This window comes from Methanosarcina siciliae T4/M (assembly GCF_000970085.1).
Taxonomy (GTDB): domain Archaea; phylum Halobacteriota; class Methanosarcinia; order Methanosarcinales; family Methanosarcinaceae; genus Methanosarcina; species Methanosarcina siciliae.
This window is the reverse complement of sequence record NZ_CP009506.1, coordinates 546,873-564,262: the sequence shown is the minus strand read 5'-3', so window position 1 is coordinate 564,262 and position 17,390 is coordinate 546,873. Positions and strand designations below refer to the sequence as shown.

Annotated in this window: 16 protein-coding genes; 10 read left to right on the top strand and 6 right to left on the bottom strand. The window is 45.5% G+C overall.

Going from position 1 to position 17,390, the window contains the following annotated elements:
- Positions 1–307: 307 nt before the first annotated feature.
- The 5 genes from MSSIT_RS02520 to MSSIT_RS02500 all read right to left on the bottom strand — a co-directional run bounded on the left by MSSIT_RS02520 (position 308) and on the right by MSSIT_RS02500 (position 7,387).
- Entirely contained in the window at positions 308–3,436 is a 3,129-nt protein-coding gene (locus tag MSSIT_RS02520) for a PocR ligand-binding domain-containing protein (protein ID WP_082088852.1), read from the bottom strand.
- Positions 3,437–3,727: 291 nt separating this feature from the next.
- A complete protein-coding gene (aroC, locus tag MSSIT_RS02515; protein WP_048169718.1) occupies positions 3,728–4,825 on the bottom strand; it encodes a chorismate synthase in 1,098 nt (365 codons plus the stop codon).
- A 5-nt stretch (positions 4,826–4,830) separates the two neighbouring features.
- Positions 4,831–5,721 (bottom strand): cation diffusion facilitator family transporter, encoded by an 891-nt coding sequence (locus MSSIT_RS02510; protein ID WP_048169716.1) that lies wholly within the window; start codon positions 5,719–5,721, stop codon positions 4,831–4,833.
- 212 nt (positions 5,722–5,933) lie between these two features.
- On the bottom strand, positions 5,934–6,677 hold the full coding sequence (gene ribB / locus MSSIT_RS02505) for a 3,4-dihydroxy-2-butanone-4-phosphate synthase (protein WP_048169714.1): 744 nt from the start codon (positions 6,675–6,677) through the stop codon (positions 5,934–5,936).
- A gap of 2 nt (positions 6,678–6,679) precedes the next feature.
- Positions 6,680–7,387, bottom strand: coding sequence for a winged helix-turn-helix domain-containing protein/riboflavin kinase (locus tag MSSIT_RS02500; protein ID WP_048169713.1), 708 nt, complete (start codon positions 7,385–7,387; stop codon positions 6,680–6,682).
- 157 nt (positions 7,388–7,544) lie between these two features.
- Between MSSIT_RS02500 and MSSIT_RS02495 the strand changes: the two genes are divergently transcribed.
- The 10 genes from MSSIT_RS02495 to MSSIT_RS02450 all read left to right on the top strand — a co-directional run bounded on the left by MSSIT_RS02495 (position 7,545) and on the right by MSSIT_RS02450 (position 16,385).
- Positions 7,545–8,030, top strand: a complete 486-nt coding sequence (locus tag MSSIT_RS02495; RefSeq protein ID WP_222702742.1) for an HVO_0476 family zinc finger protein — start codon at positions 7,545–7,547, stop codon at positions 8,028–8,030.
- A 249-nt stretch (positions 8,031–8,279) separates the two neighbouring features.
- Positions 8,280–8,915: an HVO_0476 family zinc finger protein gene (locus MSSIT_RS02490; protein ID WP_048169710.1), complete on the top strand. Its 636-nt coding sequence runs from the start codon at positions 8,280–8,282 to the stop codon at positions 8,913–8,915.
- Positions 8,857–9,621, top strand: a complete 765-nt coding sequence (locus tag MSSIT_RS02485) for a protein-L-isoaspartate O-methyltransferase (protein WP_048169708.1) — start codon at positions 8,857–8,859, stop codon at positions 9,619–9,621. Before MSSIT_RS02490 ends, MSSIT_RS02485 begins: the two co-directional genes overlap by 59 nt.
- 113 nt (positions 9,622–9,734) lie before the next feature.
- Entirely contained in the window at positions 9,735–10,199 is a 465-nt protein-coding gene (locus MSSIT_RS02480) for a bifunctional nuclease family protein (RefSeq protein WP_048169706.1), read from the top strand.
- A 469-nt stretch (positions 10,200–10,668) separates the two neighbouring features.
- The gene (hisF, locus tag MSSIT_RS02475; RefSeq protein ID WP_048169704.1) at positions 10,669–11,490 is read left to right on the top strand and encodes an imidazole glycerol phosphate synthase subunit HisF; all 822 of its coding nucleotides are present in this window, start codon (positions 10,669–10,671) and stop codon (positions 11,488–11,490) included.
- 44 nt (positions 11,491–11,534) lie between these two features.
- Positions 11,535–11,822 carry a MazG nucleotide pyrophosphohydrolase domain-containing protein gene (locus MSSIT_RS02470; protein ID WP_048169702.1) on the top strand — a complete coding sequence of 96 codons (288 nt, stop codon included), beginning with the start codon at positions 11,535–11,537 and terminating at the stop codon, positions 11,820–11,822.
- Positions 11,823–12,174: 352 nt separating this feature from the next.
- The gene (locus MSSIT_RS02465) at positions 12,175–12,576 is read left to right on the top strand and encodes a hypothetical protein (RefSeq protein WP_048169700.1); all 402 of its coding nucleotides are present in this window, start codon (positions 12,175–12,177) and stop codon (positions 12,574–12,576) included.
- Positions 12,577–12,823: 247 nt separating this feature from the next.
- A complete protein-coding gene (locus MSSIT_RS02460) occupies positions 12,824–15,502 on the top strand; it encodes a DUF3656 domain-containing U32 family peptidase (RefSeq protein WP_048169699.1) in 2,679 nt (892 codons plus the stop codon).
- A gap of 24 nt (positions 15,503–15,526) precedes the next feature.
- Positions 15,527–15,976, top strand: coding sequence for a nucleoside 2-deoxyribosyltransferase (locus MSSIT_RS02455; protein WP_048169697.1), 450 nt, complete (start codon positions 15,527–15,529; stop codon positions 15,974–15,976).
- 151 nt (positions 15,977–16,127) lie between these two features.
- Positions 16,128–16,385 carry a pro-sigmaK processing inhibitor BofA family protein gene (locus MSSIT_RS02450; protein ID WP_048169695.1) on the top strand — a complete coding sequence of 86 codons (258 nt, stop codon included), beginning with the start codon at positions 16,128–16,130 and terminating at the stop codon, positions 16,383–16,385.
- 169 nt (positions 16,386–16,554) lie between these two features.
- Here MSSIT_RS02450 and MSSIT_RS02445 read toward each other — a convergent pair whose 3' ends face one another.
- Positions 16,555–17,388 carry a class I SAM-dependent methyltransferase gene (locus MSSIT_RS02445; RefSeq protein WP_315968693.1) on the bottom strand — a complete coding sequence of 278 codons (834 nt, stop codon included), beginning with the start codon at positions 17,386–17,388 and terminating at the stop codon, positions 16,555–16,557.
- Between the last annotated feature and the right edge of the window lie 2 nt (positions 17,389–17,390).

Genomic DNA, 17,390 nt, shown 5'->3' with positions numbered 1-17,390 from the left:
AGATCATCAAACTGACGTTTTTTAGTACTATTTTGGAGTACACAAATATTCTTTGATTTTTGATGTTTAATATCCGGGTGAGAAAACTTATAATGTTGCAGTTGACCCAGGCGTTTTTCATGATATAAAAAAGACTTCATATTCTACAGTTAATACTCTGACATTTAAAAAGGAACCTGCGAAAAGAGAACAGGAAGTAAAGCTCCGGTCAAGTGCAGGACTGAAGATTTTACTGGCAACGAGAAAAGACAATATGAAAGGTCATTTGAGTGTGAATGCTTTCAGGACACTGTATTTTTATCAGGGATTATGATCTTTCCGCTACCTTGAATGTAATTATGAATTTTGTCCCCTGCTCTTGCTTGGAATCGATTTTTCCATCCAGCTGGTCAACAAGGATACTCACTAACTGCAGTCCGAGTGATTCAAAACTTTCGAATTCTACGTTTTCAGGAATACCATTTCCGTTATCTGAAATTGTCAGACTGAAAAGAGATTTATCCAGTTTGTTATTATTTTCTTCCCTGCAAAGCCGGATTCTAATTTCCCCTTCTTTTTCCTCAGTGAAGGCGTGCTTGAGAGAGTTAGAAACGAGTTCATTAACAATAATTCCTAAAGGAACAGCAATATCCATATCAAAAAAGATTTTTTCTTCAAGATCCATTTTTAAGTTGATATCAGCATTTCCAAGCCTGTATGTCTGGAAAAGGTTCTCAGCGAGTTCCTCAATATACGATGAAAAGTTAAGGGTGTCGAACCCTCCACCCTTGTACAGTTCCTCGTGGATAAGAGCCATTGATATTACTCTGTCCTGGCTTTCCCTGAAAGCTTCCATAATTTCCGATTTTTCAACATGTTCCCTGTTATTGAACTTTTCAGCCTGAAGGTCAAGAAGGGATGAAATTACCTGCAAGTTATTCTTAATCCTGTGATGAATTTCTTTTTTGCGGGCACTCTCAAGGTTCACCAGAGCCTTCTCGGCTTTTTTACGTTCGGTGATGTCCTGAACCGTCCCCTTTAGTCGAACAGGGACCTTCTCTTCATTAAAAATAACTTCGGATTGCAAGTGGATTGTGTGTTCTTCCCCGCTAGCTAAAATAATCCTCTGGTCAGTGCTGTAAGGTTTTCCCTCTACGGCACCCTTGTGGGCATTATCATAGTAGTCCCGGTCATCGGGATGTATGTAACTCAAATACTCATCGTAAGATGGCGCCATTTCCCGGGGATCACGTCTGAAAATACGGTACATTTCCTCAGACCAGTATGCTTTATCGCTTGCAATATCCCATTCCCAGTTTCCGATATGAGCCATTTTTTGAGCTTCAGCCAGACCTTTTTCGCTTTCTTTCAACAAGTTGTAAGCTTTCTCAAGCTGGATTGTTCGCTCTTCAACTAATTTTTCCAAATTTTCATGTGCTTCTTTCAACCTGGATTCTGCTTCTTTTGCATACGTAATATCCCTGGAAATCGCAAGAACGGAAGTCACTTCCCCGCCAGCAAACTCCGGTACTATTCGTGTATTAAAATAGTACTCTTTTCCCCGGGGCGATGTATGCTGAAATTCCGCTGTTTCGGGTTTACCTGTGGAAAAAACATTTTCATGGTGTTCTTCCAGGAATTTTACCTTCTCAGGATTCATTCCCAGTTCAGTGTGAGTTTTCCCAATGATTTCTTCCGGAGAGCGGCTATAAGGTTCCACAGCTGCAGGATTGGCATATATATGTCGCTTTTGTCTATCAAATCGGACAATTATGTCGGGAGAATTTTCAGCCAGTGTACGGAATTTGTTCTCATTCCTTATCAGGGCCTCTTCAACCTGCTTGTGCTCGGTAATGTCGCGGACGATACCTCCCCTGAAGAGGGGCCTGCTATTCTGATCCTTTATCTCCGTGAAGTGATCTGCAAGCCAGCGGTATTTTCCGTCCCTGCACCTGAACCGGTACTCAACAGTCCCACGGCCTGCATCTAATGCCCGGGCCAGTTCCGCGCTAACCAGGGGGAGGTCGTCGGGATGAATGCGACCAAGAACTTCGTTTATGCTCATCGCGCTCATCTCCCGGACAGAGAAGCCTGTTATTTGCTTTATCACCGGACTCATGTAATCATAGCTGTCGGTCTGAAGGTTTCGCCGGTACGCCGCATCAAGGGAGTGCTCAAGAACCGAGCGGAACCGCTCTTCACTCTCCCGCACCACATCCAGCAGGGCATCGCGTTCCGTAAGCGACCGGGCCATTTTGATATTGCTGTAGCCTAGCTGCGAGATCATGTGAGCAAGCTTCATGAAAAAGGACATACATATGCCTACGGTCTCCCTGCTCAGGCGCGGAACTTTTTCAAGCGCCGCTATGTATTCCTTCTCGTTGAAATCGTATTTTCTGGCCTGGATGCGGAAAAACTCATAGTCCGGAGTCTCTTCCTCAAAAAAGAACTGCCCTGAGAAGATATTGCCAACATGCCGCCCGTCCACTATGATAGGGGTTGCTACGTCCCACATGTTGTTTTTGCATTTGTACAGCTTAAATTCTCCAGGAGCAACGCCAGCGGATAGTTTTGTGTCGCTTTCCACGCAGCGTTTGCAGGTTTCGGGGTGTACCCTGTGGAACCTGGTGCAGATGTCCTGCCATCCGACATTTACCAGAACATTGCCTTTGAGATCCACCAGGGCCATGGTAATGTGAGCAAAGTTATAGAAATCATCCATCAGGGAATGGATCGCACGGGCATCAACTATATCGGCAAGCTCCGGCTCAGCCATCTGCCGGGAAGGAAAGGTAAGCGAAAGCATGTTCTCCAGCTTCAGCCTGAAGTGCTGCTCACTCCGGCGTAGTTCCTCTTCTGCGCGCTTTCGGCTGTAACTTTCTATCCGCTCCCATATTCCTTCCTTTTTGATCAAAGCAAATTGATGATTGAAGGCAATTTTGAGGATATCTGCGGTGCTGCACATATCGAGAAAATATGGAAACAAAGATATAGTCTGGTATTTGCCGATATTCGCATCCACTTCACTCTCATAATCAACAAAATCACCCAACTCCCCTTTTTTCGACCAGGGAGTGTCCCCTGCTGTCCTGAGCCCTCCATAGCCACCTGCCAGAACCGGATCTGATTTCTTAACCCGGTCTTTTATGACTTTCTCTGAACCGAAAACACCTTCATTTATATGTTCGTGAATGTAGGGAATGATTTCGATTTGCCCTTTCTCCAGATAAACATCAAAATCAGGAATAACCCTTCTCAAGGCTTCTTTTGCCTCTCCCGCTTCCAGAGGCTTTGATGTGATCCACACGCAAAGCTCGTTATTTTCCAGCCCTGCTTTGAAGTAGGGAACAATTATTTCCATTAAATCTTCTTTTGTTTGGTAGAATTGACAGAAGTGCGTTCCCCAGGGCACGTCTCCAATCACATCAATGCCAGATTTTCTCAGGCTTTCTTTCATCCCAAAAATTTCTCCTACATGAAGATGTATAAAGCGAAAATTCCATTGCCTCTATGCTGTATGGTCTTGCTTCCCGTGCTTCATAATTAGACTTACTTAAAAAATACTATGCAGAGCGATATTTGGAAGAATCAAAAACCTCATTTGGCGGGAGAGGTGACAGTTTATAATGCTATGCCAGCCATATGACACAGGAGTATTAATTTCCTTTTATTTATTTTAACCACTATATATAATTATTGAGCCTGCAAAGGTATCCGCTTTGTAAATATTAATTAAAATCTTATCTTTTTATTCCAGCAGGGTCCTGGAATTGATAAAGCCGCTCCTGAGCATATGGTCGGCAAGTACGAGGGCAACCATGGATTCAGCAACCGGAACCATGCGCGGAGGGATAGTGGGATCATGACGCCCTTTGATTGCGATTTCTGTGTTTTCCCGGGTTGTAAGGTCAACGGTTTGCTGGACCTTTCCTATGGAGGGGGTGGGTTTTACTGCTACTCTGCAGACGATATCAAGACCAGTAGAAATTCCTCCGAGGATTCCGCCTGCATTATTTTTCGAACAGGTTACTTTTCCTGCTTCCATGCTGAAAGGATCGTTCATTTCACTTCCGCGCATACGGGCTGCCTCAAATCCGGCTCCTATTTCAAAGCCCTTGACTGCGGGGATGCTCAGAAGGGCTTTTGCAAGGTCTGAATCAAGCCTGTCAAATACGGGTTCTCCGAGACCTGCAGGCACACCTTTTACAATAAGCTCAACAATTCCGCCAACACTGTCTCCTTCCTGCCGCAGAGCTGCAACTTTTTCAAGCATTTTTTCAGCCGCCTCAAGATCGGCACAGCGCACAGGGGTTTTTTCCACGTTTTCAAGAATTTCTTCAAAAGAGAGGGGTTTTGCCCGGATTCCACCAAGTTCGAGCACATTCCCGGCAATCCTGATTCCGTAACGTGAAAGCAGAAGCTTTGCAAGAGCCCCGCCTGCAACCCGACCTATTGTTTCACGGGCTGAAGACCTGCCTCCTCCGCGGTGGTCCCGGATTCCGTAGCGGGCCATGTATGTAAAATCGGCATGTCCTGGACGGGGAGTATTTTTAATAGCATCATAAGAAGAAGACCTGGCGTCCGAGTTCCAGACCAGCATAGAGATGGGAGTACCTGTGCTCATGCCTTCGAAAATTCCTGAAAGGATCTCCACCCTGTCAGCTTCACTTCTCGGTGTGGAAACCTCACTCTGCCCGGGGCGCCTTCTGTCCAGTTCTTTCTGGATGTCGGCTTCGGAGAAAGGAAGTCCTGCAGGCAGCCCGTCAACCACGACCCCAACAGCCCTGCCGTGGGACTCGCCCCATGTCGTGATTCGAAACATCTGCCCGAAAATGTTTCCAGCCATGCATCTTAACTGGTTTTTTTGCTATTTGATCCTTGGGGTAAGGCTGGCTCAAGATGTACAACCACATCAGAAACGTCTTTGTATTCGGCTTTCAGCATCTTGCTAACCCTGTGAGCGATAAGATGCGCATCTTCAAGAGGCATATCGGGCCGCACAAGCACATGCATGTCTATCCTGATATCCCCCATGCCCCCGCGAGTCCGGATCTTGTGGCAGTCGATAACTCCATCGACTCCCAGGACAAGATTACAAATCTCTTCTTCCTCAAGTCTGGACATATCAAGGAGGACTCTTGAGCTCTCCTTCATAATCCTGAACCCGGCCCTGAAGATAAGGAAAGAGATGAGAAGAGCGATTAACGGATCCAGGAGAGGAAACCCGGACTTTATAGCAACCAGGCTTGCGATAACCGAGAGAGAAACATAAATGTCACTTTTAGTATGCATGGAGTCGGCAATAAGGACCTGGCTTCTCAGGGCTAACCCCTTCCCGTATTCATAGCGGGTAACAAGGTAGTTTATGCCCATTGTCCCGAGCATAATGACAAAGCTCAGGGTTGTTACCTCGGGAGTGCTCCGTACAAGAAAACGGTTCAAAGCGTTCTGGAAGATCTCAAACCCGACAAACAACAACAAGACAGCTATAAAAATAGAAGCAAATGTTTCGTACTTCTGGTGGCCGTAAGGATGCTCCCGATCAGGAGGACGGGATGAGATATAAATTCCCACAAGCCCCACAATATTGGATACCCCGTCAAAAAGGGAGTGGTATCCGTCCGCAGTCATGCTCAGGGTGCCGGTAAATGTTCCGTAGATGATTTTAGCAAAAGCTACGGCAAGGTTCAGGAAAAGTACGAGAATAAGAACCTGCTGGACTTTTTTATATCTATGGATCATCAGATGACACCTCGGATGTAAGTTGAAAAATACAGGAATACGGCACAACAAAAACAAAAGGTTCAGTATAGTCGGAAGAGACTGCTATTATATAGTAACTTACGTTTTATGTTATAATATTCTGCTGTCCCGGACTCGCAAATGGGAGAAGAAAAAGGAATCTAAGATGGGAAATAAAAAATAAGGGTAAAAGAAGGAAGAAAAAAGGTGTTTCAGCACTCAGAACCTGCCCACAGCATATAAGCTTCCAGGATTTCTTTCCCTTCAAGGAAGACAAGCCCGTGGTCTTTGCCGTAATCTTTTGAATTTTCTTTTGAAAGGGCTTTTCCACTCTCATCATCCAGCATTTCACAGACAACCATTGCAGGGGTAATTCCTGCCATTCTGGCTAAGGCTACTGAAAGTTCTGTCTGGCCCATACGTTCATCGAGGAGCCCTTCGGCAGCCCGGAGGAGAGCCACATGCCCCGGAGTCCGAAACTCGTTTCCAAAAAGGACTCCGTTTCCAGAAAGGGATTTTTCGGTGATTTCACCTATTTTCCGGATTGTAAGGGCTCTTTCAAGGTCAGGAATTCCGGTCCTTGTGTCCCTGTGGTTGACCCAGATGGAAAAGGAGGAGTGAGAATCGTACTTAAGGTCCCCGTCTTTTTCAACAACTTCTCCGAGGGACTCGCTGGTTTTGCTGGCTTCCCGGACAAGATCTGCCATAAAAGGCAGCCTGAGCTGTTTTGAGGCAACAGGGTCCACTGCCACACAGATAAGTCCGCCTGCGTCTTTCCGCATCCACTTCACACTCTTGTAAGTGACAGCCTTTGCAGGGATCACAAGATCTGTTTCCCCTTCCCTGGAGTCCGAGTCATAGATCTGGATCATTTTTCCGGCACGCAGGGCTTCCAGTGCCATGTTAATGTTTTCATTCCCGTACTTCAGGCATTCATATATCGTGCTTTCATTCATTTCTATCCCTCCATACCCTGTTTTTTTACCCTTGTCACAATTCTGTCTCCGTCTTTCAATTTCAGGGCATCCCTGAGTTTTACCGGTGCAATAATCTCAATTAAATCCGAGGGGTAGTGTGTTCTGTCAGGGACGACCACAGCAGCTTCGATCCCCTCTACTTTAATAGGATAACAATTCCCGCCTCCGAAAGTGCGCTCTCCGTCATTAAAACCGTCTATTCGGATAGCAGGCATTTCTTTAAGCCTGTTTCGAAGAGCCGAGCTGGTTTCCGAAAGCTGCACGTTCAGAGTACCCGGAAAAGGCACGAAATGAAGTTTTTCTTCAAATTGATGCCTGTATCCTGGGATGTTTATATAATACTGACCTTCCCCAAGACCTTTAAGCACATTTCCCTCGAGTTCCAGAATATCGGGCTCTGAGGAAAAGATCCTGCTGTATTCGACGTATTCATTCTTCAGGATTTCAATCCCTTTTTCTGTCATTTTTATCAACTGGCCACCGGGAACTATCTTTCTTTCAATCAACTGCTCTTCTTCCATCTGTTTTAGCTTTCGTGCTGTGGTTTTAGAGCTGTCTCCCGTATGCTTGTGAAACTCACTCGAAGAGACCTTAACAGTTTTATTTACTGCCCCTCTGAGGGCAAGTTTCTTCAGGTATTCGATGTCCGGCACTGTCGGCACCCACATTGCCTTAATTTTGAGATGCATCTCAATAATGAGATGTTAGACTACGCATTTCAGTATAATAAAACTTTTGATATTGGGCGAAGTAGGAGGAAAACGGAAGCAGTATTCCGAATAGTGATATAAAAAGTTTTACGAAACAATTAAGTAGAATTATGAGAATTAGAGAATCAGACTTGCCATGACACAACATCTCAATATTGAATGCCCCTCCTGTTCACCGAAGGAAAAAGTCTCTCACGAACTGATAAAATTCGGGATAAACCCTATGGTGCACTGCCTTGAATGCGGACTTGTCTACATCGCCTCAGGACTGAAGACCCCTGATAAAATAAGTGTAAGAGTCTATGTAAACAGGATCGATCGCCCCTTCACCCGCTGGGTAAAACTGAATGCAGGAGAACTCCTTAGCGAAGATGAGGAAATAGTTCTGGATTCAGGAAGAAGCAGTGATAGGAACCAGTATGTTATAACCTCACTCCAGGTAGGAGTCAGGCGCGTGCCTTCTGCCCTTGCAGAGGAACTGGACACAATCTGGGCGAGACCCCTTGATGAAATCACTTTCGCAAAGAGAAGGAAAGTGAGACAAAAACATCCCGCAGCTCTTGAAAATATGATAGGAGTTCCCTCCCCTTCGGGAGCCTTTGACATAGCACAGGAAACGTAATTTACAGGTTCTGCCGGGAAATTGAATGGTATTGCCCGGAAGAGAAAAAATTCGAGCCCAAAATGGGAATCTATTTACTTTTTTTGCTATTTTTGCTATTTTTGCTTTTTTTGCTATTTTTTGTGATGTTGGATTTATTTTAAAGGGGACTTTCTCCCGTCCTGACCTCTACTTCTGGATACCTTAGGAAGAAAACACCACCGGAGAAGTTAAGTATTTAGTATTTTGAATCCATCTAGTGATTAGACCATGATAAGAGAAATAGAGATTGAGTGCCCTTCCTGTTCCCCGCAGGAAGAGGTCGCGCATGAAGTTTTAAAAGAAGGACAGAGCCCCCTTGTTCGCTGTATGGAATGCGGCCAGGTGCATCCTGCAAAAATGAAAACCCCGAAAAACGTCAGATTGAAAGTTATTGTCAGCAAGATGGACGTCTCAAATACCTTCAAAACCGAGCTGGACTCCGAGACCGTGCTTCAGGTGGATGATGAGCTGGTTGTTGATGACGAAGAAAGCGGAATAGTATGTCCCATTCTGATTACCTCCCTTGAAGCCGGAGGAAAACGAGTCAATGCAGGCATGGCTGAAGAAATTGAGACAGTGTGGGGCAGGGCAATTGACGAAGTAACAGTTAAATTCTCTGCACAGGAAGGAACTGAAAAAACGGAAGTAATGGAAAAAAGCTTTCATGGAGACTATGAATTTGTAGTGGGAGCGGAGGAAAAAGTTGGGAACACCAGGCTTTTCATTAACAAAATCAAGGTCCGGGACGGGAATTTCAGGTCAAGAAAAGGAGACGTTGTACTTGCAAAATATGTAAAACGCATATTTGCCAGAAAGAAAAGAGAAGGGTCAGGCCAGCGTGGGAGCAGAAGAGGACCGTGGTAAAAAAGGCCACAGCGAAAAAAAGAATAAAAGAAAACAGGAAAAAGAACAGGAAGAACTGCATAAACTCGAAGAGATGCGGGAACGTCTCATAAGAGGACTTGAGCTCCACGGAACGGATGAAAAAGTCCTCAAAGCCATGCTCAGGGTCCCGAGGCATGTATTTGTCCCGAAATACGCGAAAAAAGGGGCTTATATTGACACACCCCTTGAGATCGGCTTCGGGCAAACGATCTCTGCCCCCCATATGGTTGCTATCATGTGTGACCTCCTTGAGCTTTCGGAAGGACTGAAAGTTCTGGAAATTGGGGCAGGGTCAGGTTATAACGCAGCAGTAATGGGGGAGCTGGTAGGAAAGAGCGGGCATGTTTATACTGTTGAACGCATTGAGTCCCTTGTAGATTTTGCCAGGGAGAACCTGAAAAAAGCGGGCTATGAAAACGTTACGGTGCTGCTTGATGACGGGTCCATGGGCTATCCCAAATACGCTCCCTATGACAGGATAGTTGTAACATGCGCAGCACCCGATATTCCTGAACCTCTGCTGGAGCAGTTGAAACCCGGAGGAATAATGATAATTCCAGTGGGGGACTATATCCAGGAGCTGATCAGAATAAAGAAAGATTCTGAAGGCAATATACACGAAGAAAAAAGAGGGGGAGTTGTTTTCGTGCCCATGTTCGGCAGACATGGCTTCCCAAGAAATTGAGAATATAAGACTATGAAATTAAAAAAAAGTATGAATAAGGGTATACGCATCTCCATAAATAAATTAAAAAAAATTAAAAAAGGTATTAATATTTGTTAAATTAACTACTGGATATGGACACCGATGACTACGAAGATTTTGAAGAAATTCGTGTCAAAGATGTGTATATAGTCGATGTTTTCAGTGACCCTACTCCTGTTGTACTTTTAGAGAATTTGAAAGGTGAGATGCTCCCCATTTATATAGGGCACCTAGAAGCCCTTTCAATAGGAAACGTGATTAAAAAAATATCTCCTCCTCGCCCGATGGCTCACGACCTCATGGTCAATATTTTTGACCGCCTTGATATAAAAGTAGAGGGTGTAATGATTGATGACAAGGTGGACAAAGTTTATTACGCTCGTCTCCTGATCAAAAAGGACAATAATATAATGCAGTTCGATGCCAGACCAAGCGACTGTATAGCCCTTGCCCTCAGGGTGGGTGCCCCTATAAGGATCAGAAAGAAAGTGCTGGAATGTTCAGAAATAGAAATGTCGAGACTTGAAGGTGCCCGTGTAATGAATATTTTTGGCTAACCCGGCAGAGTTGCGGCTCTGCAGTGCGCTGTCCTTTTCGCTCGCTTCGCTCGCTCAAGAGGACTACTTGATGGATTTTAACATTTAAAATCTGGTTTTTCTGCTTTTTTGCATGACCAACAGACAGGTGGCTGGGGCGTTTATATTTCATGTGACTTGAAAAGAAGATTCTGTAAAAGAAACAGTATTCTCTCGGTCCATACTATTTCCTTCAATATCTGTATTTCTTAATTGCGGCATCGGCTTTTGGAGAGTGTTTTGTCGGACTGAAGGCTGGCACGGGTCCTTACGGACGCAGGGAGAGAAAAAAGGAAGATCTCCTTACGGGGACTCTGCAAGAGGCCAACGAGTTAATAACGGCTTACCGGGTTATTTTGTCTATGCTCATTCTGGCAGCCTGCGGTCTTCAGGACTTCTCCCGCTCAATTTCAATAAGCTTTTAATAACAGTTAATTTCATTATCCCTTAGATGCTCACCAAAAGAATAATACCATGCCTTGATGTGACCCTTGACAGGGCAGGCGGTTGTGTAGTCAAGGGTGTGGAGTTTGTGGACCTGAAAGAGGCCGGAGACCCTGTGGAGCTCGCTAAACGTTATAATGAAGACGGCGCTGATGAACTTGTTTTCCTGGATATCACAGCTTCCGCCCACGGCAGGGAAACAATGATCGATGTAATTGAAAGGACTGCAGATGAGGTTTTCATTCCCCTTACGGTTGGGGGCGGGATCAGTTCGATTGATGCAATCCGCCAGATCCTCAGGGCAGGCGCGGACAAGGTTTCGGTCAACACCTCGGCAGTAAAGAACCCTGATTTTATCAAAGAGTCCTCGGACATATTCGGAGCCCAGTGTATCGTTACTGCGATTGACTGCAGGCGGAATACCGACATAAAGAACAATCCCGACAAGACCGTCCTGGAACTTGAAGACGGGACCCCGGCCTGGTACGAAGTGGTAATTTACGGAGGCAGGGAAACGACAGGGATCGATGCCGTGCAGTGGGCAAAAAGAGCGGAAGAACTGGGGTCCGGGGAAATCCTCCTTACAAGCATGGACCGTGACGGGACCTGCGCTGGCTACGACCTCCCGATTACAAGAAAGCTCTCCGAAGAGCTCGACGTCCCCATCATCGCCTCCGGTGGAGTAGGAAAGCCCCAGCACATCTACGAAGGGTTTTCCGAAGGAAAAGCCGATGCAGCCCTTGCAGCAAGCATTTTTCACTTCAGTGAATATTCAATACGGGAAGTAAAAGAATATCTGAGAGAGCGGGAAATCCCCGTAAGACTCTGAATACTGGAAAAAACTGAGGGCAATGAGATACAGGAGAAAGAAGAATGGAGATTTCCGAGTTTCAGAAACTTATGTACGAACTCTACGCCCATAATGACAAAAGGAGGGGTGGAAAGGCTACCATGCTCTGGCTGGTTGAGGAAGTAGGAGAACTTGCCGAAGCTATTCGCAGAGAAGAACCCGAAAATATAGAAGAGGAACTTGCGGACTGTTTTGCCTGGATAGGAGCTCTTGCAAACCTTTACGGAATTGACCTCGAAAAAGCATTCCTTAAAAAATACCCTGGGGTCTGCCCTACCTGCAATCAAAAGCCCTGTATCTGCACTGACTGAAAATGCAGAAGTTTGCCCTGTCCAGGCAGTTTTGTTCAAGAGGTTTTGTTCAAGCAGAAAAACCTGAGAATTGGGACTCCGGTATCCAAAAGGGAGAATCTTCATGATCCCAATTTTCAAAGAATTTACTTTTTAAAACAACAGATTTTTTTCAATAATCTGCTTTTTCAAGACAATCTGTATTTAAGAGATTTAAGTTGTTCAGAGCCGGGGGTATCAATTTTAATATAGTCAATTAAATATAATTATAAAAATACTCAGTTTCAGAGATTTTGAGATACTTTTTTATTTATTAGAGGCAATCTCTTGTTCGGAATTTTATCTGATTTGTTATTTCTCGGGGTAATCGAAGATGTCAGAAACAGAAACTATGGAAACTCTTGAAGGCTTGCAGTTGAAGATCCTGAACAACACCGGTGATGACTTTGTACTTCAGGCTCAGAAAATCGAGAAGGGAATGTACAAAAAAGGCCACGTTGCTCCAGAAAAGATCGGGTCTTACGAGGAAAAGGGTTTTGGGCTTATTGCATGCGAAGGCAGCTGTGAAGGTGGAGCGGACATTGAAGGCTGGATAAAATACGGGATCGGGTGTTCGGAAGGATATTTCAAGATACATTTCAAGTACATTGGAAAGCAAGACAAAGTCAGCTATTCCTGTGAATCCCACATGCATGAAGGGAAGATACTCTGCGAAACCTCAAAAGATAAGAAAAGCGATAGGATCATGACCTGGATAATAGGACCAAAGGAATAACCCGAAAAAACATTATATCGGACTCTGTCCGGAAGCTTGCAATCTAACCCTTTTTATTTTTTTACTTTTCACTTTTTACTTTTTATTTTTTCATTATAATTCTTGGTTTCCCCCGCTTTTTGATTTTAGAGCCTTTTGTTTTCCATAATCCTTGATATTAGAACCCTTTGAGTTTAGCCCCTTGAGTTATCCGGCGGGAAAAGGATGCCAAAGCTTTAATTAAGAGAATACTCTGTAATCCCAACTGATGAAACCTGCAAAACCTGAACTGCTGGCACCGGCCGGCGGCATGGAAGCCCTGAAGGCAGCTGTGGAAAACGGAGCTGACGCTGTATACATAGGAGCCAGGGCTTTTAGCGCCCGGGGATATGCATCTAATTTTTCAGAGGAAGAGCTTGAACAGGCTCTTGATTACGCCCACCTCAGAGGCGTAAAAATATACGTAACCGTAAACACCCTGCTCAAGGAAGAAGAAGTTGAAAGTGCACTTAGACTGCTCGCCAGGCTAAGAGAAATGGGAGCAGATGCGATTATCATTCAGGACCCGGGACTCATTGCCCTTTCCCGGAAATACCTTCCTGACCTTCCTCTCCATGCAAGCACGCAGATGACCCTGCACAGCAGTGAAGGAGTTGCTTTTGCAAAGGAGCTGGGAATCGAAAGGGTCGTACTCTCACGGGAAACTTCGCTTGAAGAGATTAGAAAGATAAAAGAAAAAAGTGATATGGAGATCGAGGTTTTCGTACACGGAGCCCTCTGTATCTCCTATTCGGGCCAGTGCCTTCTGAGCAGCCTTATAGGAGGAAGAAGCGGGAACAGGGGATACTGCGCCCAACCGTGCCGCAAAAAGTACAGGCTGTACTGTGAAGGCAAGCAGGTTAAAACAGGCGGTAGTTACCTGTTAAGCCCTAAAGACCTTAACACGGCTTCGGGCCTCGGCACCCTCATCGAAGCCGGGATAGAGTCCTTTAAAATTGAGGGCAGGATGAAAAGGCCGGAGTATGTTGCAGGAGTTGTCAGGATCTACCGCCGCCTGATTGACAGGTACCTGAAAAACCCGGCCGGGTATTTTGTATCCGGAGAGGAGCAGGAGATCCTTACCCAGCTTTTTAACCGGGGCTTTACCTCAGGCTACTTTTTCGAAAACCCGCGTGGAAAACTCATGAGCCGGGAAAACCCCCACAACCGTGGAATTCCTGCAGGCACGGTTGTCAGCTACGACAGGCGCACAAAGCGAATCCGTGTGAAACTTTCAAACATCCTCCGCCTGGGAGACGGGATAATGGTCGAAAATGCCGAGACCAGGCCGGAAGATAAAGGAAAAATCATCTCTTCGATGTATACCGGAAAGGGCTCCGTATACAGCGCAGGGAAAGGAGAAGTCGTGGAGATCCCCTTTGATTCAAGGGCGCCCTCAGGAAGCACCGTCTACAGGACTCATGACAAGAAACTTATGGATTCCCTTAAAAAAGAAAGCGAATCCGGAGCCCTGAGGCCAAAGATCCCTGTATCCCTCGCAGCAACCCTTACATCCGGAAAACCTGCCCGGTTCGGGATAAAAGACAGCGATTCAAATGTAGTTACTGTGGAATCCGAATATCTTGTTGAGGAAGCAGAAAAGCTCCCGACTTCAAAAGCCCGGATCGAAAAACAGCTCACCAAACTTGGAAACACTCTTTTTGAAGCAACCGAACTTAATGTGAGTGTTGAGGAAGATATTTTTATTCCCGTAGGGCAGCTGAACGAGCTGAGGACAAAAGCGGTCTTGCAGCTTGAAAACCTGCGCACCTCAAAGTGGAAGCGAAAGCCTCTCGAAAATCTGCAGCTCCCCGCCCCCGGAGAAAAAAAGGTGAAAGAAGTAAAAAGAATAGGGAAAATAGAGGAAACAAAAGAAATAGAAGGAACCGGGAAAATAAACCATCGAGAAGAAATCAAAGAAACTAAAATCCGGAACCTTCCAAAAAAGCCCCTGCTCTCAGTTACCGCTTATTCCTTTGAAGGGCTTGAAGGAGCTCTTGCAGGTGGAGCAGATTGCATTTACTTCGGAGAGAGCCTTTTCAGAAAACCGAACACCACAGGAAACGCAGCCGGAAAAGCATTCAGAAACACAACCGGTAGTGAAACCGGAGTAGCGGAAGCTTCCGGAATGAAACGTGATACCGACAGGAATAATGATTCCGTTTTAGAAAGCGCGGTTCTGAAAGCCAGAGCTGCAGGCAGAAAAATCTATTTTAATACCCCAAAAATCGTGAAGGACTCCGGGATGGAACAGGTAGAAGAACTATTTTCCCGCGCAAAAAAGTTCGGAGCTGACGGAGCCATTGTTTCAAACCTCGGGACGTTTAATCTTGCAAAAGAAAAAAAGATCCCTTGTATTGCAGACAGTCCCCTGAATATCTATAACGGTTATACCTTTGCCCTCCTTTTGCAGAACGGAGCCAAAATGGCAGCACTTTCACCCGAATTAACGCTTGAAGAGCTCAAAGAAGTAGCCGCTTACGGGCCTGCCGAATGCATTGTCCACGGCCGCCTCGAACTGATGGAATCCGAACACTGCCTGGTAGGCGGGCTGCTCGGGAAAGCAGGAAACAAATGCAGTGCTCCCTGTACCTCGGGAAACTTCACTCTGGTAGATGAAAAGAAATACGAATTTCCTCTCCTCATGGACTACCAGTGCCGGACTCACCTTTTGAACTCAAGGTCCCTCTGCATGCTCGAATATATTCCCTTACTTGTCGAAAGCGGGGTTGCAAGCCTGAGGATTGAAACGCTTGGGATGGACAGTGCAGAAGAAATCAGGCGAGTTACGGCAGAGTACAGGAAAGCGATTGATGCGTTTTGCGAAACCGGAGAGAGGGGAAAGAGAAAATGTGAGAATCTCGGGAAGGGTTTTACCGCAGGACATTACTTCAGAGGCGTGCAGTAAGAAAATCTGGCAGGTGAAAAAGGAATGGAAAAAGTTGTAATTTCAGGAAATGATAAAAAGAAAATTTTCCTTTCAGGCTCGATCCGGGGAGGGAGACAGCTCCTTGACGTATACCGGTTTATGTACGACTCCCTCGAAGAAGCAGGCGCTGACGTACTCAGCTGGCATGTTGCAGACCCGGAGCTGGAAGAAACCGAATCGAAAATGACCGAACAGGAGATCTATGCCAGAGATATGGGGCTGCTTGCAAAAAGCGATGCCCTGATTGCAGATGTAACGGTACCGTCCACAGGCGTGGGCTATGAAATCTGCAGGGCACTTGTCCGGAAAATCCCCGTGCTTTGCCTGCACAGGCCCGAAGCGGCAGTTTCTGCAATGGTGCTCGGAAACCCTGACCCTTCGCTTGAAGTAAAGATTTATTCCGACGAGGCTACACTTAAGGAAATTATTGTTGAATTTATCCGGGCTTTATAAGGAAAAAAATATCATAAAATAGGATTGCTCCCTCAAATAAAGAATATCAGCAGACATTTTCCAGTACACAGGGCATAAATTTCCAAAATGCCACTACTGTTTCATAAAACTCAGTGATAAATATAAATAACTTGAACCCTATGTATAATCTATGGTAGTTGGAGTTACCGAAATCTCAGTATTAATTATAGCAGTTATAGCAGCGTTTGTGCTGTATAAGGTCCTCAAGACTGCCACCAGCCTTGCAATAAACGCAGCCCTTGGGATCTTAACCCTGATCGTAGCAAAATTTTTGCTGGGACTTGAAATCGCAATCACCTGGATAGCAGTCCTGATATGCGCAATAGGAGGAGTCTTCGGAGCCCTTGTAATAATCGTGCTCAATTACCTTAAGATAGCCTTTGTATGAAAAATAAAAACAGAAGAAGTAAAAAAGAAAATAAAAACTGAAATTAAAACTAAAATTGAAATCAAATATTCAGATTTTTTTGAAGTTGTGTAGAGGGCCTGAAACGGCAAAAAACAGATGAGTCAGAAGATTTGGAAAATAGAAGCTTCAGAAAATTTCTGAATCAAGTTCAGATTTTCCGAAAAATCCCTCTGACCATGTGCCGGACATAAGATTCCCCTCTAAAAATTTTCTCTTTTCGTACATTTTCCAGTTCAAGGACTTCAAACCCGCAGAAAAGTGTCTTTACCTCTTCTTCAGAAAAATAATGGTAAATTATCCCGTTTTGCCGGACAAAAGTATTTTCTTCAAACGGGCTTGAGGGCTCTCCCCCACAGCGCATATCTTCCCTGCCAAAAGCCTCGAAAAAGGTTAAACCACCGCAGTTGAGCACGCGCATGAACTCCCTGACAGCAGCTTCCCGCTCTTCTTCGAAAAGGTGCTGGAGCACTCCGTAACAGAGAATTCCGGCAAAAGACCCGGATTTGAAAGGGAGGGCATGCACGCTCGCTCCGAGGTGTTCTGCAAACCTGCCGCTTCTTGCAAGCTGCGCGCGGGAACTGCCAAGGGCAGTCCGGGAGATGTCAATCCCGACAGCACTGTAGTGCCTTGAAAGTTCTCCAAGATACCTCCCGTTTCCTGAACCGGCATCAAGAATTCTCGCTTCCGGTGCAATGTAAACCTGCAGGTTCCGGATAGATGCAGGCCCCCCCCATTTGAGGTGAGAGTATTCCTTATCCCAGGCAAGGAAATGTTCTTTTGAAGAGGCTGCTTTTGAAGAGCTTGCCTTTGGAGAGCTTGCCTTTGGAGAGCTTGCAGATTTTTTCACCGGTACATCCAGACCTTTTTGTGCGATCAGATCCTCTGACGCAGTCAGGTCCTCTATTTCCGTCGTGCCTGGGACCTCGGAGGCCAGGATTTTCGGGTCCTTTATACCCCGTTCATTCTCCGTTTCCATGTTCATCC

Excerpts from the sequence above, each read along its gene's own strand:
- MSSIT_RS02500 (WP_048169713.1), bottom strand. The coding sequence starts at position 7,387 with ATGCATCTCAAAATTAAGGCAATGTGGGTGCCGACAGTGCCGGACATC.
- MSSIT_RS02495 (WP_222702742.1), top strand. The coding sequence starts at position 7,545 with ATGACACAACATCTCAATATTGAATGCCCCTCCTGTTCACCGAAGGAA.
- MSSIT_RS02465 (WP_048169700.1), top strand. The coding sequence starts at position 12,175 with ATGTCAGAAACAGAAACTATGGAAACTCTTGAAGGCTTGCAGTTGAAG.
- MSSIT_RS02455 (WP_048169697.1), top strand. The coding sequence starts at position 15,527 with ATGGAAAAAGTTGTAATTTCAGGAAATGATAAAAAGAAAATTTTCCTT.
- MSSIT_RS02480 (WP_048169706.1), top strand. The coding sequence starts at position 9,735 with ATGGACACCGATGACTACGAAGATTTTGAAGAAATTCGTGTCAAAGAT.
- MSSIT_RS02520 (WP_082088852.1), bottom strand. The coding sequence starts at position 3,436 with ATGAAAGAAAGCCTGAGAAAATCTGGCATTGATGTGATTGGAGACGTG.
- MSSIT_RS02445 (WP_315968693.1), bottom strand. The coding sequence starts at position 17,388 with ATGAACATGGAAACGGAGAATGAACGGGGTATAAAGGACCCGAAAATC.
- aroC (WP_048169718.1), bottom strand. The coding sequence starts at position 4,825 with ATGGCTGGAAACATTTTCGGGCAGATGTTTCGAATCACGACATGGGGC.
- MSSIT_RS02510 (WP_048169716.1), bottom strand. The coding sequence starts at position 5,721 with ATGATCCATAGATATAAAAAAGTCCAGCAGGTTCTTATTCTCGTACTT.
- MSSIT_RS02470 (WP_048169702.1), top strand. The coding sequence starts at position 11,535 with ATGGAGATTTCCGAGTTTCAGAAACTTATGTACGAACTCTACGCCCAT.
- MSSIT_RS02450 (WP_048169695.1), top strand. The coding sequence starts at position 16,128 with ATGGTAGTTGGAGTTACCGAAATCTCAGTATTAATTATAGCAGTTATA.
- MSSIT_RS02460 (WP_048169699.1), top strand. The coding sequence starts at position 12,824 with ATGAAACCTGCAAAACCTGAACTGCTGGCACCGGCCGGCGGCATGGAA.
- hisF (WP_048169704.1), top strand. The coding sequence starts at position 10,669 with ATGCTCACCAAAAGAATAATACCATGCCTTGATGTGACCCTTGACAGG.
- ribB (WP_048169714.1), bottom strand. The coding sequence starts at position 6,677 with ATGAATGAAAGCACGATATATGAATGCCTGAAGTACGGGAATGAAAAC.
- MSSIT_RS02490 (WP_048169710.1), top strand. The coding sequence starts at position 8,280 with ATGATAAGAGAAATAGAGATTGAGTGCCCTTCCTGTTCCCCGCAGGAA.